At 65.8% G+C, this 15875-nt stretch carries 15 protein-coding genes and 1 riboswitch; of the genes, 5 read left to right on the top strand and 10 right to left on the bottom strand.

Translation table 11 applies throughout. The annotated features are described in order from the left end of the window. On the bottom strand, positions 1 to 217 hold a 217-nt coding region (locus tag AC5RWT_RS19250), incomplete at its 3' end, for a DoxX family protein (protein WP_494081563.1). Between the two features lie 171 nt (positions 218 to 388). Next, positions 389 to 1003 carry a GyrI-like domain-containing protein gene (locus AC5RWT_RS19245; protein WP_494081562.1) on the bottom strand — a complete coding sequence of 205 codons (615 nt, stop codon included), beginning with the start codon at positions 1001 to 1003 and terminating at the stop codon, positions 389 to 391. Positions 1004 to 1071: 68 nt separating this feature from the next. Between AC5RWT_RS19245 and AC5RWT_RS19240 the strand changes: the two genes are divergently transcribed. Together AC5RWT_RS19240 and AC5RWT_RS19235 are read left to right on the top strand one after the other, a co-directional pair. Beyond that, the gene (locus tag AC5RWT_RS19240) at positions 1072 to 1821 is read left to right on the top strand and encodes a M50 family metallopeptidase (RefSeq protein WP_494081561.1); all 750 of its coding nucleotides are present in this window, start codon (positions 1072 to 1074) and stop codon (positions 1819 to 1821) included. Between the two features lie 351 nt (positions 1822 to 2172). Next, on the top strand, positions 2173 to 2475 hold the full coding sequence (locus AC5RWT_RS19235) for a DUF4193 domain-containing protein (RefSeq protein WP_493968593.1): 303 nt from the start codon (positions 2173 to 2175) through the stop codon (positions 2473 to 2475). Positions 2476 to 2559: 84 nt separating this feature from the next. On the opposite strand, the gene AC5RWT_RS19230 is transcribed toward AC5RWT_RS19235, so the two are convergent. The 3 genes from AC5RWT_RS19230 to AC5RWT_RS19220 all read right to left on the bottom strand — a co-directional run bounded on the left by AC5RWT_RS19230 (position 2560) and on the right by AC5RWT_RS19220 (position 4604). Beyond that, complete coding sequence (locus AC5RWT_RS19230; protein WP_494081560.1) at positions 2560 to 3210, bottom strand: SDR family oxidoreductase; 651 nt, start codon at positions 3208 to 3210, stop codon at positions 2560 to 2562. Between the two features lie 108 nt (positions 3211 to 3318). After that, positions 3319 to 4140, bottom strand: coding sequence for a family 1 encapsulin nanocompartment shell protein (locus AC5RWT_RS19225; protein WP_494081559.1), 822 nt, complete (start codon positions 4138 to 4140; stop codon positions 3319 to 3321). Beyond that, positions 4131 to 4604: a ferritin family protein gene (locus AC5RWT_RS19220; RefSeq protein WP_494081558.1), complete on the bottom strand. Its 474-nt coding sequence runs from the start codon at positions 4602 to 4604 to the stop codon at positions 4131 to 4133. The genes AC5RWT_RS19225 and AC5RWT_RS19220 overlap by 10 nt, the downstream gene beginning before the upstream one ends. 259 nt (positions 4605 to 4863) lie before the next feature. Between AC5RWT_RS19220 and AC5RWT_RS19215 the strand changes: the two genes are divergently transcribed. Continuing rightward, positions 4864 to 5247, top strand: coding sequence for a hypothetical protein (locus AC5RWT_RS19215; protein ID WP_494081557.1), 384 nt, complete (start codon positions 4864 to 4866; stop codon positions 5245 to 5247). 75 nt (positions 5248 to 5322) lie between these two features. On the opposite strand, the gene AC5RWT_RS19210 is transcribed toward AC5RWT_RS19215, so the two are convergent. From AC5RWT_RS19210 to AC5RWT_RS19200, 3 genes are all read right to left on the bottom strand, one after another. Next, entirely contained in the window at positions 5323 to 7152 is a 1830-nt protein-coding gene (locus AC5RWT_RS19210) for an HNH endonuclease signature motif containing protein (protein WP_494081556.1), read from the bottom strand. 279 nt (positions 7153 to 7431) lie between these two features. Next, entirely contained in the window at positions 7432 to 8964 is a 1533-nt protein-coding gene (locus AC5RWT_RS19205; protein WP_494081555.1) for an MDR family MFS transporter, read from the bottom strand. A gap of 280 nt (positions 8965 to 9244) precedes the next feature. Further along, positions 9245 to 10135: a C40 family peptidase gene (locus AC5RWT_RS19200; RefSeq protein ID WP_494081554.1), complete on the bottom strand. Its 891-nt coding sequence runs from the start codon at positions 10133 to 10135 to the stop codon at positions 9245 to 9247. A 3-nt stretch (positions 10136 to 10138) separates the two neighbouring features. Beyond that, positions 10139 to 10304: riboswitch (cyclic di-AMP (ydaO/yuaA leader) on the bottom strand. Positions 10305 to 10555: 251 nt separating this feature from the next. Between AC5RWT_RS19200 and AC5RWT_RS19195 the strand changes: the two genes are divergently transcribed. After that, a complete protein-coding gene (locus AC5RWT_RS19195; RefSeq protein WP_494081553.1) occupies positions 10556 to 11488 on the top strand; it encodes a LysR substrate-binding domain-containing protein in 933 nt (310 codons plus the stop codon). Between the two features lie 136 nt (positions 11489 to 11624). Here the strand turns inward: AC5RWT_RS19195 and AC5RWT_RS19190 are convergent, their stop codons facing one another. Further along, entirely contained in the window at positions 11625 to 12986 is a 1362-nt protein-coding gene (locus AC5RWT_RS19190) for an MFS transporter (RefSeq protein ID WP_494081552.1), read from the bottom strand. Then, the gene (locus AC5RWT_RS19185) at positions 12983 to 14059 is read right to left on the bottom strand and encodes an MBL fold metallo-hydrolase (RefSeq protein WP_494081551.1); all 1077 of its coding nucleotides are present in this window, start codon (positions 14057 to 14059) and stop codon (positions 12983 to 12985) included. Before AC5RWT_RS19185 ends, AC5RWT_RS19190 begins: the two co-directional genes overlap by 4 nt. Positions 14060 to 14411: 352 nt before the next feature. Here AC5RWT_RS19185 and AC5RWT_RS19180 point away from each other — a divergent pair, with 352 nt between their 5' ends. Then, complete coding sequence (locus AC5RWT_RS19180; protein WP_494081550.1) at positions 14412 to 15875, top strand: aldehyde dehydrogenase family protein; 1464 nt, start codon at positions 14412 to 14414, stop codon at positions 15873 to 15875.

Below are 15875 nucleotides of genomic sequence, written 5' to 3'. Positions count from 1 at the left end.
GCACGCCCAGGATCAGGGCGATGCCGCCGCCCAGCTCGAGGCCAGCCACGATGGGGGCAGCGATGTCGGCGGCCGGGATACCCATCTGGCCGAACGAGGCCTGGGTTCCGGCAATGGTCCATTCGTTGAACTTCTGCCAGCCGTGGGCGGCAAAAAGGAAGCCCAGGACGACGCGGAGGACGGTGCGGGCGGTGGTGGTTAAAGCGGAGTTATTCATGATGTTTCACCGTTTCGATGGTCAGTGGATCGGCCGTCAGGAACGAGCGATAAGCATCAATAACTTGACGCTTCAATCAAAGAGTGGCAGAAATTAGGTTGAAGTGTCAACTTTCCAGGCGGGTTCGGACGTGAACGTGAGGAAGGCCGCATCGCGGGGCTTTGCCTCCAGTCAGGAGCGGCGAACGGGTTGGCGCAGGATGGTCTTCAGCCTGGCCGGTTCCGTCTTGCGGGGATCACCAAGATAAATCTCGTGATGGTGCCCGGTTGGTGCCAGCTGGTTTGCCGGAAGGAATTCATCTTTCAGCCGGGCCAGCACCGGCCCTTCATCGTCGTACGGACCCACATGCAGAACCTGGACGCTCAGCCCTTCGTCCAGCCACCCGTGCCGGAGTGAGCCCAACGCGGGAAGGTCCTTCTTGCCAGCTGCCGCCCGGATCGCGTCCTCGATGTGCACCGGTTCCAGCCAGTCCGGCTGGCGGATCATCACGGTCCACAACCATTCGTCCTTGGCCCGTCGGGAGAAAGCAGTCATGTCCTCCGCCCACCAAAGGCCCTCCAACGGACCCACCACGTAGTCGCGGTCAAGCTGCTTCTTGCTGGCGAACTTCAGCGTGTAGGAGACGGCATACAGGGCCTCGAGCGCCTGGACGTACCACCCCGACGTGTTTGGATCGCCGTACCCGTCCACCTGCAGGAACTGCATGGGCGGCACTGTGACCAGCTGGAAATCCTTACCCGGTGCGTAGAGCTCCTTCTGGGTCTTCTTGAAATCCAGCTTTTCCATGGGCGCTCTCCGGAGGTAGGGCAGTGTGGTCTAGTTATATCGCGTAGTCACGGCTGAGACGAGGAACAATGGTGCAGCAATTCGCCATCGAATGGTGGAGCAGGATCACCGCGAGCTTCATGCGCGGTGGACCACTTGAGACCGGCGTGCTGGAACTGGCGCTGATCCTGGTTGCTGCTTTGGTGCTAACGGTGCCGAGGGGGAGCTGGCGGTACTTCGGGTTGTTCGTCACAGCGGTCCATGAGCTGGGCCACGCCTTTGCCGCGTTGACCACCGGCCGGCTGGTGCGCGGAATCCATCTGCGTTTCGACCAATCCGGCGCAATGATCAGCCGCGGGTCCGGCCGCGCGTCAGCCGCCTGGACCGGTTTCTGGGGGTACCCGGTACCGGCACTGGTGGGGGCGGTGCTGGTGTGGGCCGCGTTCAGCGGTTGGTCCGGCGCCGCACTGTCAGTGAGTGCGCTGCTGTTGCTGGCAACGTTGTTGTTCATCCGCAATCTCGAAGGCGTCGTGATCGCCGTCGGGCTGGCGGCTGCCTCCCAACTGCTGGTCTGGTTTGCCCCGGTGGAGTTCCTCGGGCACCTGACGCTCGCCGTCGGCATCGGGCTTTTGGTGGGAGCCGTCCGGGACTGGGTGAATCTGCTGAGCGTCCACACCCGGCGCCGGCACCAGCTTGCCAATTCGGACGCCTTCATCATGGCCCGGCGGACGGGCGTGCCCGCCGCGCTCTGGCTCGCGGGGTTCGCTGTGGTCATCTTGCTCTGCTGGGCGTCGGCCGTGGCAACCATGGCCACTGTTGGCCCCTTGGCAATCCTCTAGCCCTTTCTGCGGACCCAAGCATGGGACGTTCTCCCGGCGGCGTAACGTCGTGCTGATGGGGCACCCGCCGGCCCCGCGGCCCGCCCCGCCCCGCCCCTGCTGGCTGCCCCGCCCCGCATTGGCTGCTTCGCCCCGCCCCTGCTGGCTGCCCGCCCGCTGGATGGCGCGTGGAAGTGGCCTCGCACACTTCCGTGATGGCCCCAACAGCCTTCGCGAATCGGCCCGGGCTAGGGGAATTATCGCCATGGGCGGGACGTTGTGGAATCGATGTTGGAATTTCTGAAAGAGCGGCTATGATGGGCCGTCGCAGATAGGCCAAAACAACGAGAGCATCAGGAGTTTTAAACCCGCATGGCAACCGATTACGACGCACCGCGCAACAAGGACGACGAGAACAACAACGAGTCGCTCGAAGCCCTTCAGGCCCAGCGCTCTGGTGGTGCGAAGACCGCGCTGATCGACGTCGAGGATTCGGACACAGCCGAGGGCATCGACCTGCCTGGCGCGGACCTCTCCGGCGAAGAACTGGTAGTCCAGGTTGTTCCTCCCCGCGAGGACGAATTCACCTGCGCCTCCTGCTTCCTGGTCCGCCACCGCAGCCAGGTAGCCCGCGAAAAGAACGGCGAGAAGTACTGCCGCGACTGCGAAGGCTAAACCCCCAACTTTGAACCCCGCGCTGATATCAGCGCGGGGTTCTGTGGTTAAGCCCAGCAGCGTCGGGTGCGCGCCAGCGGGCGATCACACACCTCGGACGGCCTCGCTGATCGGCGTGCTGCCGTTGATGAAATTGATCACTTTCCCTGTCGTAGACGGCACGGCCAGTACTTCCGCGGCCACCATCGCAACGTCCTCGCGGCTCACTTCACCGCTTGCAGTATCAGGTCCCGCCTGGATCTTCCCGGTGGCGGGTTCCAAGGTCAACGCGCTCGGACCAAGGATCGTCCAGTCGAGCGAGGTCGACTTGAGGTACTCGTCAGCCGCGGCCTTGGCCTCGGCGTAAGGGAAAAACGCGTTGTCCTCCGGCACCCCGTGGTTCTTGCTGGCGCCCAGGTAGGAGACCATGATGTAGCGCTGCACTCCTGCCGCAATGGCAGCGTCCATCGACCGGATCGCAGCGTCCCGGTCCACCGCATAAGTCCGCTCGGGGTTGCCGCCGCCGGCGCCTGCCGACCACACGACGGCGTCGTGTCCGCGCAGTTGCTCTGCCAGCTCCTCGGTGGTTGCGTGCTCGACGTCGGTCAGGATTGGCGCCGCGCCAGTCTCCTGGACGTCGGGGACGTGGTCCGGATTGCGGATGATGGAGCTGACCTCGTGACCCTGGCCGGTGAGAATGCGGGACAGGTGCAGCGCGACCTTGCCGTGGCCGCCGAATATGGCAATGCGGGACATATGGTTCCTTTCGGTGGGTGTGTCCTCAATTTAGGTGCCGAATGCGGATGCGGCCAAGGAGCTGGCTTCAGCACCGAGCGCCGCGCGGAAAGGGCGCCAAACCAGGGTCTAGCCGTCGCTTCCGGTCAGATGGATTCCGGCCTCCGGCGTTGCCACCCGGAAACTGAAGGACTGTTCGATGTACAGGTAGACGAACTCTTCGTCGTGCCGGTCGTAGCCAATGGACAGATCCTGGCCGGACTCGAACAGAAAGTCTCCGCCGCGCAGGCTCATGACTATCGCCCCGCGGACCCCGGGAGCCCAAACAATGGGACCGCTCAGCAACTTGCGCAGGTGCTCGGACAGCAGATAGCCGCCGCGCTCCGTCGCCTCCACCACCGCCGTGTAATGTCCAGGGCCCAAGGCCAAGCCGAAGGGCCCTCCGATGCCTGCCTGCAGGAGAGCAGACACGGCCTTGGCCACGCGCTTGGGGTAATCGTTGAAATCGGCCACACGGGGTACCGGCGCATGTGGGGTTGCGCTGGTGACGCCCTTGATGCCCACCTGTTTCCAGCCATGGAAAACGGCTGCGTTCTCAGCCGTTGCGATTTGTAGCGCTGCTTCGGCCAAATCCGTGAGGTCCACATCTGCTGCGCCCCGGTCTTGGTCCAGTAGTTCCACCCGGGAAACTTTGAACGGTGCGCGTACTTCCACCAAGGGGAGCACACCGCGCCGCCTCGCCGCCACTCCGTCCGCCGGGGCCGGCCCGGTGATCCCTTCCGTGCGGCCGAGGTTGGTGGCGGAGTAGTCCCAGCCGAAAGGCCCGGCGAAATCAACCATTTTGCGAGCACCCAAGGCAACGGTGAGCCGATCCCTGGCTTCCTGATCCAGCAACTTCCAGCCGCCGTCGGAAATCGGGGCGTGCTCGCGCAGCAGGTGGTTCATGGCCATGAAAGGTTCCCCCTGAGGCTGCCGATCCCCAGCGACGAATCGGAACGACCCGGTCCGGGTTGAAGGGTCGAAGGAGCGGGCGGAGCATGGCCGTGGCGGTCAGTGCCGGGAGGCACTGAATCCGCGTCCGCCGTCTCATCGCCGGGGCCGGCAGCAGCTGCCGCCTCGGCCGATCCGCCGTTCGCCACAATGTCGCCGTCCTGGAACAGGGTGCCTCGGGCTATCTGACGCCACTTGGGCTTGCGCCGCAGCAGGAATTCCAAGTCCATACTGAAATGCTTGAACTCCTCGGCCATGGAGTCTTCCATGATGGCAACCGATTCCGGGTCCTTCTCCAGCGACATCCGTTGTTCGTACCAGCCGATCGCCTCGGCTTCTTCTGTCAGGTTGGCGCACATGCGCGCAAAAGTCCGCGTCTCGGCGGAGAGCTCTTCGGCGGGTTCGTGATACTGGTCAAAGCCCATCTGGATCCTCCGTGAGGTTGTGCCTCTGTGCCAGCGTAGTCACGGCCCCGGCGCCTGACTACCCTCGACGACGGCGGAGCGCAGCTGGGCACATCAAGCCGGAAGGGGTGCCGAAGAACCTCTTCGCTTAGCAGTTCTGTTGTGCTGGTTGAGGCGATCAAGGCGGTTCCGCAGGGGGATACCGGCGCAGTCGTTGCCTTGTCGCTGCCGGCCGTGAGCCAGAACGGGGACCAGAAGCCCGGCATAGTAAAGTTGCAGGGTGAAACGCCGATACTCCGCACTGTTGATGCTGCCTCTCGTGGCCCTGCTCGCCACGGGTTGTGAGCAGGTCGAACAGGCGGCCTCGGACGCCGTCGACCAAGCCGCCAACGCCGCCTCAGAAGCGGTGAGCCAGGCTGCATCCGACGTGGCCAACGCCGCCGTCGGAGAAGCGGTCCAGCAGGTGTGCGCGCCCATTCAGGACGGCAACATCGGAGCTGAGGAACAGGAACTGCTTGCTGGACTGGCCTCTGCTGCAGACGCCGCCGGAGTTCCCGCCGAGATCGCCGGGCCGATGTCGCGAATCGCCCAATCCGGCGACCAAATCCCAGCCGACGCCATCGCCTCCATGCAGCAGGCCTGCGACGGGTACACCACAAGCTAGCGAAGCCTCCGGCGAACGCCACAGCGCCCAATCCCAAAATGTGGTCTTCGACCGAACCGTGCGGAAGTTCGGGCATCAGAACGGCGGATTTTCCGGCTGCGCTGGCCAACCGTCGAACAGGCTGGCGCTCCGGAGCGGGGGTCTGGCTTTGGTGGTGCTGCCCTTCCCGAGGTCGAGTTCTTCTTGCCCCGGGACCGGTGGTGGATCAGCGGTGCGAACAGTCGGGCGGACCGCCTCCGGCTCGTCCCAACCTGTGCCTTGGGCTGGAAGTGGGCGCCCGGACTGCCCGGAATCGAGGTTGCTGGTGGCTGGTTCCGGCAGGCGTTCGGGCAGGCGCGCGCCCTTGAGCCACACGTGGTTGCGCAGCGGCTGCTGGGCCGGATCCATGCTGGCCGGCGGGTAGAACCACGGCACGCCGTTGCGTACTTCGACCCGCCAATCGCCGTCATGCAGCAGATGGTGATGATGCCCGCAGACCAAGACGCCGTTGTCCGTGGAGGTGGGGCCGCCTTTTTCGAACCACCGGATGTGGTGCACCTCAGTCCATGGGGACGGCGCCGTGCAGCCGGGGAAGGCACACCCTCCGTCTCTGGCGATGATTGCCAGACGCATGTATTTGGGAAAGAGCCTTTGGGATTGGCCAACATCCAGGATCACGCCCATGCCGGCCAACACCACCGGGATGATGTCGGCATCGCAGGCGATCCGGCGGATGGTCTTGGCACTCAGCGGACCGGAGAAGGTACTGGCCCCCGGGCGGCCGAGGTGGGAGGCCAGGTCCTTGTAGTCAATAGTGGCCAGAACCTGAGGTCGGCGCCCGCCTGCAGCCGGCAGCAAATCCGTAGTGAGGGCGACCTTGCACGCACCAATCAGCCCGTCGAGCTGTTTCTGCTGGCGGGTGCGCCCGTCCGCCACCGACTGTCCGGCGGACACATCCGGGTTCGGACCGTTGCCGCCGGTAGCCCCGACGGTGCCAGCACCTTCCACGTCTCCCATGGCAGACGCGGAGTCGGTCGTGTACGCGGTTCCGGTTGCGGGATCGGCCTCCGGCTGGGACGATGCGTTCGCGGCGGTGGTCTCGATCCCTACCGTCCCGGCGGTGACCGTCCCTTCCCGCAGGCGGGGATTGGTGGCGGTGTTGTAGACGGTTGCCAGGACCTCGTTCTGCTCGTCGGTGGCGTTGATTTCGTAGCAGTGCAGACCGTTGCGCCGACCACGGTAGAACAATCCCTGGCGTGATTTCAGCTCGGCCGGATCGAGGTCAGCGCCACCGGGGTTGAGGCCGCCTTCCCAATGGCGAATCAGCAGCCGCAGCGAGTCGGCGTCGTAATCGGAGGCATGCTGCACCAGCGCCTTTTCCATCTCCTGCAGCCTGTCCGGCGCCGCGATGCGCCGCAGCCCGTCGACTGCCCTGCGGATCAGGTTAGCGGCCTGCCCGGACACCCTTCCCTCGTCAAGGGCACGGGCCAGGAGCGGCAGCCGGGGCGGGGCAGCCGGGGTTCCCCCGGGCACCGGTCTGGCCTCGGTGGCGTCCGCGAGCTGGAACCGGCGCGCAGCTTCCTGCCGCGCAATGCCCAGTTTTGCCCGCAGGTAATCCTCGTTGGATTTGTACGCGCCCGGCTTGCGGCGTGCCGGTCCGTCCGGGTCGTGCGGAATGTCCGTCTCGCCGACGGCCGCGATGTTCTGCTCCTTGATGATGCGGGCCAAGATCAGCTGGGTCTGGGCGACGGTATTGGCCAGTTCCTCGACCTGTGCCGCGGTTCGGGCCACGGACTTGGTGCTGCGTGTCAGCCAGCCGCTGCGAAGACGATCATTCAGTCCCATGACGTCGGCGCGCAATCGGAGCAGCAGGGCGGATTCATCCTGCCCTGCCCCCGGGGCCACCTCCAGCGCTTCGATCGCCATGCATCTACCCTATGAAGCGCACCAACACGGCGGCAGAACCAAGAAACCGGATGTGGACAAAGGGGTGCCGCGGACATCTGTGGAGAGGAAGTGAGCGCGGCGCAAGCCGGGAGCCGGATCGGGTCACCGCGGCCACGGCCGCGGGAACTCGAGTTCGGCTAGACGGCCCATCGTGGGGGACCGACCGGTCTGAGCACGGCGCAAGCCGGGAGCCGTCACCGCGGCCACGGCCGCGGAAACTCGAGTTCCGCCGGAAGGCGCCTGGGTAGCGCAGGCGCGTCAGCGTGCGGCCGGTGCCCCTGCCCGCGGAGCAACTCCGGCGTGTTCCTCCTCGACGGGCTTCCGGACGAAGAACGCGGCCACTACGGCCAGGATGGAGATGATGGCGCCGGTCAGGAAAGCCATCCGCACACCGCCGGCCACCGCCGTCGGCGCCGCGGCACCGCCGGTTGCAAGCGCAGCGGCCTGCACGGACATGACGGTCACGAACAAGGCGGTGCCGGCTGCCCCGGCTACCTGCTGCACGGTGCCGATGACAGCGCTGCCGTGCGAGTACAGTTGCCGCTTGACCGAGCCCAACCCTGCGGTAAACAGCGGCGTGAACAGGAACGCCAAACCCAGGCTGAGCACGATGTGCGCGGCCAGCAGCGTCAACGGCTGAGTGTTTTCGCTCACCGTGGACAAGAACCAGAGCACGGCACTGACCACCGCCGTTCCGGGCACCAAGAGCACGCGCGGGCCGAACGTGTCGTAAAGGCGGCCCACGGCCGGTGCCAACAGCCCCATGAGCAGTCCGCCCGGCAACAGCAGGAGACCGATCTGCAGCGGCTCGAGCCCCAGGACCTGCTGCATATATATAGGGAGCAGAATGATGGTGCCGAACAGTGCCGCCATGCTGACAGCCATCAGCGCGACGGATACGGCAAAGTTGCCGGAGCGGAACGTCCTCAGGTCCAGCAGCGCCTTGTCCGAGCGCTGCAACCGGACCTGACGCAGCAGGAACACCAGCAATCCCACACCGCCGGCCGCAAAGGCGATCCACATGGCCGCACCCGAGGTGGGCTCCGCCGTCGTTGTTCCCTGCCCGGCGCCAACCTGGCTGAGGCCGTAGATGAGCCCGCCGAAACCGATCGCCGAGAGGATCACCGACGGCACATCCAGCGGCACCTGCCGCGGCTCGGTCACGTTCAGGATCCGCCGGTTGCCGACCACCAGCATTGTCAGCGCGATCGGCAGCACCAGCCAGAACATCCAGCGCCAGGACAGAGCGTTGAGGATGATGCCGGAGATGGTCGGGCCGATTGCCGGCGCCACCGAAATGACAATCGAAACGTTGCCCATGGTCTTGCCGCGGTCTTCGGCCGGCACCAGGTTCATGAGCGTGGTCATGAGCAGCGGCATCATGATCGCGGTGCCCGATGCTTGAACGACGCGCCCCACCAGCAGCACTTCGAAGCCTGGAGCCAGCGCCGCCAGCAGCGTGCCGGCGGAGAACAGGGACATCGCGGCGGTGAAAACCTGGCGAGTCGTGAATCGCTGCAGCAAGAAGCCAGTGACCGGGATGACCACCGCCATGGTCAGCATGAACGCCGTGGTAAGCCACTGCGCCGCGCGGGCGCTGATGTTGAGGTCTTCCATCAGCTCGGTCAAAGCCACCGACATGATGGTCTCGTTCAGGATCACCACGAACGCCGAGACCAGCAGGATTCCGATCACCCGGCGGTTCCGGCGGGCTTCACCAGCCGTGTAACCACCGCCGTGCGCCGGTCCAGACAACGCCGGGGCACTGTTCTTCAACGGTTTTTGGCTCACGGGAGGATCCTCGGGTGGAGTTCGTGCTGTTGTGGGCGGGCCGCAGGAGGGCCAAAAAACGGCGCCGAATTGGCGGAATAGTAGTCTAACCCGCGTCCGCGTAAGCCTATTCCCACCGCGCAGGAACCTCCACAAGACAACGACGGCGGTGCTCGCCGGGCGGGGCCGCCTCCGGTCCTTTTAAAAGAGGAGAAGCCCCGCCGGCGCAAGGCCGACGGAGCTTCCCTGTGGTCCTGGGCCGGTAGTTGGGGGAGTAACCGGACCAGGAGTCTTGGGGGTGCTACATCGTGTAGTAGCCGGTAACGGGCATGGCGTGGACGTCGTGCACCATGGTGCCCTGGCTCGGGTTCAGCGCGCTGATCATCTTGCCGTCGCCGAGGTAGATGCCCACGTGGCCGCCGCCGTTCTGCACCACCAGGTCACCCGGCTGCGGGCTGCTGGTCGGCGTCAGGACACTGCCCTGCTCCTGGCTGAGGCGGGGCAGGTCAACGCCAGCCTGGGCGTAGACCCACTGGGTGAAGCCGGAGCAGTCCCAGCCGGCGGTGGAGGTGCCGCCCCAGACGTAGGGGGTGCCCTGGCCGGACATGGCAATGTCCACGATGCTCTTGTTGCCGCCGGTGGAGGCAACCGAGATGTTGGCGCTGGCCAGCGAGACCGTGGCCGTATCCGTCGAGGCGGCCTGCGTCGAGGAGGCGAGCTGGACTGCCTGGCCATCAACGGCCTGGCTGCCCTGCGCGGAGCCGGTCAGGGCGATCTGGTCGCCCGGGTAGATGATGGAGTACGCGCCCAGGCCGTTGATGGCCAGCACGTCCTGCACGTTCTTGCCGTACTGGGCGGCAATGGTGCCCACAGTGTCGCCCGCGACGACGGTGTGGGTGGTGGCGCCGGCAGCCGAACTGGTTACGGACGCCCGCTCCACCTCGAAGCCGGCATTCGCCGGAGCGGCAACGGTTTCCGCGGCGTCGGCGGAGCCATACGTCGGGACGTTGACCTCGGCGGCGGCGTTGGCCGGCAGGCCGGCGCCCAGCATTAGGCCTCCGGCGGCAGTGACCACGGCAGCCCCGCGACCGACGGTGCCGGCGTGGGATGAAACGGCGTTGGACAGGCCGGCAATGGCGGTGTTGCGGACCGGGGTGGCACGGTGGCGTGCGCGGTTGTTTTTGAGCAGCAAGAAATTACCTCTCCCAATGCCTGCGAGGTGAGCTGTCGGGTTCGGATGGGAGTCACCCGGCCGTGCGGCAGTGCGGCATGCACTTCGTACGGCTTAACCCCAAGAGCCCCAGAGGGGCCCGAAGAAAATGGGTCCCCCGCCTCTGCCAGATGTCTAGCGAACGAACTCGGTAAGGCTGGCAGAGCTAGGCAATACCCACCGAGGACGACGGCGCATGATCGCCGACGTGGTGATTACACTACATAACGGTTCGGTAACTGTCCAAGCCCTGATGGTTAGCTGTGGATAACCTGAAAACGGCTCCCCGCGGGCACGGCCAGCCAGCGTTTAACTACCACTGCATCAAACGCTCGACGCTACATTCGACGAACAATCCGGCCCGTCAGGCGTCCCCTCCTTGGTTACTTGTACGCTGGCGGGGTGGTGAACTTCACGCTCAAACAGCTGCAGTACTTCGTGGCAGTCGCCGATCACGGCTCGATCTCCGCGGCCGCGGCTGCCAGCCACATCTCCCAAGCGGCCATGTCACAGTCGCTGACCGACCTGGAACGGATCGTCGGCGCGCAGCTGATGGTCCGGCACCGGTCCCGCGGAATCGCGCTGACCGGTGTCGGCCAGCAGTTCCTGCGCGACGTGCGCAGCCTGGTCCGGCATGCCGACGAGGTGCAGAACAGCATCATCGAACGGCAGCAGGGACTGGTAGGCCCGCTGGCCATCGGCTGCTACAGCACGCTCTCGGCCTTTTGGGTTCCGGTCATCAGCGAACGCTTCATCAAACCCCATCCGCGGCTCACGGTGACCATGGAGGAAGGGGAAGCCGCCGAGCTGCAGCACCGGATGCAGGAGGGCTATTTGGATGCGGTGCTGACCCACACCCGGCACCTGTTGCCCGGCGTGCAGGCGCGCACGGTCAAGGAAGGCCGGCCCTATGTGCTGCTGGCTGCCGACCATCCGCTGGCTTCCCGCACCAGCATCAAACTGGAGGAACTGGCAGACGAGGACTTCGTCTCCTTGGACATCCCGACCGTGCGGGACAATCAGTTGGTCAACCTGCGGCTGTCCGGGCTGGATCCGAAGATCGCCTGGCGTTCCTCCAGTTTCGAAGCCGTCCGCGGCATGGTGGCCCGCGGCCTCGGCTACACCGTGCTGGTGCAGCGACCGCCGGGCAACCACAGCTACGACGGCCTGCCGTTGGCCACGGTGGAGATCGACGGCCCGGTCGGGCACAGCGATGTCTGCGTCGCCTACGCCAGCGTCACTCGGCCCAGCCTCAGGCTGAAGGCCTTCCTCGACTTTTGCGCGGAGGTTGGCGGCGCCGAGCCGAGCGGCTCTCGGGAGGGTACGACGGCGTAACGCGAAGTGGCGGCGCGGCGGTCGCGGCGCTGGTACCGTGCGGGCAGGCGTACGACGGCGGCCCGCTGCCTTAACGGCGACGCGGCGGCCGCTGCGCTGGGCAACGGCCGCCGTGAGGTCCGGCGTGCTGGCGGAACTACATATTTTCCGCGGTGAGGTCCTTGTCCTTGCCTTCCTTGACCCCCAGGATGCACAGCCCTGCCAGCACGAACGCGCCGGCCCAGACTGCGGCCACCAGCCATAGCTCACCGCCGGCGGCCAGGACCAGGCCGCTGGCGATCATGGGGGTGAAGCCGGCGCCCAGCGTGGAGGAGAGCTGGTAGACCAGCGAGGCACCGGTGTAGCGCATCCGGGTCGGGAACAGCTCTGCCGTAAACGCCCCGAACGGCCCGAAGATGGTGCCCTGGATGACGCCGTTGGCCAGGAACAGGCCGGTGGCGAACAGCCACAGCGTCCCGAGTTCAAGCATCCACATGATGGGGAAGGCCAGGACGGCTCCGGCCACGATGCCGATCAGCATCACCGGACGGCGGCCGAGCTTGTCACTGTGCCGGGCCGCGAACCAGATGGCCACGACGGTCAACGCCGCGCCGATCGCCTTGATGTTGAGGACGCCGGTGCGGTCGAGGCCGACCTCATCCACCACATAGGAGATGGCCCACACGGTCATCAGGCCCTGCACGGTGTAGGAGCTCATCCCCACCAGTGTGCCCATGATGACGTTCTTCGGGTATTTCGTGAGCACCTCAAGGATCGGGATCTTCTTTTCTTCGGCCTTGTCTTCCAGGGCTAGGAACAGCGGCGACTCGGCCACCTTGAGGCGTACGACCAGGCCGATGCCCACCAAGACGACGCTGATCAGGAACGGCAGCCGCCAGCCCCACGTCAGGAACTGATCGTCCGGCAGAACGGACACGGCCGAAACCGCGAGCGTGGCCAGCACCGCACCGGCGGGGCCGCCCATGTTGGCGAAACTGGCAGCGAATCCGCGGCGCTCCTTGGGCGCGTGTTCCAGGGCCATCAGCATGGCACCGCCCCACTCACCGCCGACAGCCAATCCCTGCACGATGCGCAGGACGATCAGCGCCAGCGGAGCAGCCATGCCGATCTGGGCTGTGGTCGGCAGAAGTCCGATCAGGGTGGTGGCCACGCCCATGAGCATCATGGAGGTAATCAGCACGCCCTTGCGGCCGAGCCGGTCACCGAAGTGGCCGAAGACGATGCCGCCGACCGGCCGGGCGAGGTAGCCGACGGCCAGCGTGGCGAAGGAGGCGAAGATGCCGACCGCGGGGTCCAGGTTCACGAAGAACACGGAGTTGAAAACCAGCGCCGCGGCGGTGGCGTAGAGGATGAAATCGTAGAACTCGATGGCACTGCCCAGAAAGCTGGACGCCAGAATGCGCCGCATCTCGGGAGTGTTAAGGCTGGGAACCTTCACATCCTCCGCATGTTTTCCGGGCGTAGCAGGGGCCGACGCCGTCGTCGTGTCATTGCTCATTGTGCAGTCACCATTTCATAGTGTTCGTCTCCGGTGGCTCGAGTGGCCACCGGGTCGCTGGAAGAGAAGGAGATGACGTCCAGATCGTTGGGGATCAGGAACGTGCCGTTGAAGTCCTTGCCGTGTGCTTCCCAGACCGCGTCCGGTGTGGTTCCCGGCACCAGGTGGTGCAGCGCCAAGGTGCGCGCCCCGGCGTCGTGCGCGATGTCGATGGCATCCTGGGGTGACGTGTGGGACCTGCGGTGGTGGTCGATCGACGCCCGGGCTTCGGCGGAATCGATGCTGCCGTACGCCCGCTGTACCCACTCGAAGTCAATGGCTTCGTGCAGGAGCAGGTCGGTGCCGCGGGCGAGCCGCACCAGGTTTTGGCAGGGTGCGGTGTCGCCGGAGATCGTGACCGACCCTTCGGCCGTGTCAAAGCGGAAGGCGAAGGCGGGGGCCACCGGCGGATGCTCCACCAAGGTGGCCGTCACGGTGACCAGGTCATCACGGTAGATCTCGAACGGCTCCATCCCGGCCGGCGTCGGGTTCTGATTCGGGTGGTAGCCGGTGGATTCCGGGACAACAATGTCTTCGGCCTCAAAATAATCCAGCGGCGAGGGGCGCAGGGCGTCGATTACCCGGTCATTGAGGTCGGTGGCGTACGCCTGCATCAGGTGGTGGAACATGTCCCGGGTGCCGGGCGTCGGCAGATGGGGGAAGACGGGCGACGGCGGCACCGTTGCGCGGGGGGAGGGCGGCGGCAGTTCTCCCCGGTCGCCCGGTCCGAGGATGCGGATGCTCCGCTGTCCGGGCGTCAGGGTGAAGAGGCCGAAGATCGCCAGTCCGGCCAGATCGATCGTGTGGTCGGAGTGCAGATGGGTCAGGAAGATACCGCGCAGCGAAGAAACCTGCAGGCCGGCTTTCATCAGCTGGCGGCCGACGCCGTTGCCGGCATCCACCAGATAGACGGCATCGCCGACGACGACGGCGGTGGCGATGCCGGTGCGGCGGCCGGCATTCTCACCGGTCCACCAGCGGGGACCGCCCGCCGTGCCCAGCGTGACGACGTGCGGCTTGAGGGAAGGGGTCATGGGTCGAGCTCCTAGAATCTGTCCGCCCGTGGTGCCGGCGGAACCTGAACTCCATGATGCTGCTCACATGCTCCTTCGTAAAACGGTAATAGCCAGTCAACTTAAACGGTTTTACCTATGACACGGGATGGCCAGCCCCCACGGAACGTCCTGAGCGGGCTCGCCACCTCACCGCTTGCCCTGCGCCGGTTCCGGCCCGATCCGCCCGGCCCGCCGGGCCCGACCCATTCGGCCCCCATTGTCGGAGTCCGACGGCGGGAGTAGGCTCCGGCTTAACCGGGCCGCGAGAACGGCCGGCGCTTCGGTCGCAGCCGCGGCGTGGCCCAGCCACTTCTGAGAGGAACGACGCGCCATGCCGATTACCCGTGAACTGATCATTAACGGAGAACACGTTCCGGCGGCCTCAGGCAGGACCACCGAGGACATCAACCCCTACACCGGGGACACCTTCGCCACCGTCGCTGCCGCCGGGCCCGAGGACGTCACCCGGGCCGTCGACGCGGCGTCGTCGGCCTTCGACGCCTGGGCCGCAACGCCTCCCACCCAGCGGGCGAAGATTTTCCTGAAAGCGGCCGACCTGTTTGAAGAACGGATGCAGCAGGGCATCGAACTGATGGCAGGCGAGGTAGGCGGTGTGGCGGTCTGGGCCGGGTTCAATGTCCAACTGGCCGCCAACATCCTGCGCTCGGCAGCGGCGGCCACGACCGCACCGCGCGGCGACGTCCTCGCCACCGACCTGCCGGGCAAACTTTCGCTCTCGATGCGGCAGCCCTATGGCGTGGTGGCAGCGATCTCTCCGTGGAACGCCCCATTCATCCTGGGCATGCGCGCCATGGCTATCCCGCTGGCAGTGGGTAACACGGTGGTGCTCAAACCCAGCGAGGACGCACCACTGGCCTGCGGCCTGTTCCTGGCCGACGCCTTGCTGGAGGCGGGGCTGCCGGCAGGAGTGCTCAACGTCATCACGAATGACCGCGCGGATGCGAACGACTTCGTCACAACCCTGATCTCCGACGCCCGCGTACGCAACGTGAACTTCACCGGTTCCACCAAGGTGGGACGGATCATCGGCACGCTGGCCGCGCAGAACCTGAAGCCTGCGGTGCTGGAACTGGGCGGCAAGAACTCCCTGGTGGTGCTGAAAGACGCTGACCTTGACTACGCCGTGCAGGCCGCGGCTTTCGGTGCGTTCATGAACGCCGGGCAGATCTGCATGTCGGTGGATCGGGTGATCGTGGACCGCAGCATTTCCGACGAGTTCTCCGAGCGGTTCGCGGAGAAGGTGGCGGCGCTGCCGACCGGCGATCCGCTCAAGCAGGACACGGTGATCGGACCGCAGGTCAACCAGAGTGCGGCGGACCGGCAGTACGCACTGATCGACGACGCCGTGTCCAAGGGTGCGAAGGTGTTGGTTGGCGGCGAGAAAGCGAGCCAGGCCATCGTGCCCGCGACGGTGCTGTCCGGGATCACCGAGGAGATGCGGATCTACGACGAGGAGATCTTCGGTTCCGCCACCACGGTGATGGAGGTGGACGGCCCGGAACAGGCGGTGAAGTTGGCCAACGACACGAACTACGGCCTCACCTCCGGGGTCATCACGGAGAACCTGGCCGACGGCATTGACGTGGCGAAGCGGCTCAAGACCGGCATCGGGCATGTGAACGACCAGCCGGTGCAGGACGAGCCGATGGCACCGTTTGGCGGCATCCATGAGTCGGGCTACGGCAAGTTCGGCGGGCAGGCCGGGGTCAATTCCTTCACCGAGGAGCGCTGGATCACCATCCAGCAGAGCGGGCACGCACAGTACCCGTTCTGA

Source organism: Arthrobacter sp. Dra40 (assembly GCF_059091905.1).
This window is presented reverse-complemented; position numbering and strand designations above follow the sequence as displayed.

Excerpts from the sequence above, each read along its gene's own strand:
- AC5RWT_RS19210 (WP_494081556.1), bottom strand. The coding sequence starts at position 7,152 with ATGGCGATCGAAGCGCTGGAGGTGGCCCCGGGGGCAGGGCAGGATGAA.
- AC5RWT_RS19190 (WP_494081552.1), bottom strand. The coding sequence starts at position 12,986 with ATGAGCAATGACACGACGACGGCGTCGGCCCCTGCTACGCCCGGAAAA.
- AC5RWT_RS19185 (WP_494081551.1), bottom strand. The coding sequence starts at position 14,059 with ATGACCCCTTCCCTCAAGCCGCACGTCGTCACGCTGGGCACGGCGGGC.
- AC5RWT_RS19230 (WP_494081560.1), bottom strand. The coding sequence starts at position 3,210 with ATGTCCCGCATTGCCATATTCGGCGGCCACGGCAAGGTCGCGCTGCAC.
- AC5RWT_RS19180 (WP_494081550.1), top strand. The coding sequence starts at position 14,412 with ATGCCGATTACCCGTGAACTGATCATTAACGGAGAACACGTTCCGGCG.
- AC5RWT_RS19235 (WP_493968593.1), top strand. The coding sequence starts at position 2,173 with ATGGCAACCGATTACGACGCACCGCGCAACAAGGACGACGAGAACAAC.
- AC5RWT_RS19240 (WP_494081561.1), top strand. The coding sequence starts at position 1,072 with ATGGTGCAGCAATTCGCCATCGAATGGTGGAGCAGGATCACCGCGAGC.
- AC5RWT_RS19225 (WP_494081559.1), bottom strand. The coding sequence starts at position 4,140 with ATGGCCATGAACCACCTGCTGCGCGAGCACGCCCCGATTTCCGACGGC.
- AC5RWT_RS19245 (WP_494081562.1), bottom strand. The coding sequence starts at position 1,003 with ATGGAAAAGCTGGATTTCAAGAAGACCCAGAAGGAGCTCTACGCACCG.
- AC5RWT_RS19220 (WP_494081558.1), bottom strand. The coding sequence starts at position 4,604 with ATGGGCTTTGACCAGTATCACGAACCCGCCGAAGAGCTCTCCGCCGAG.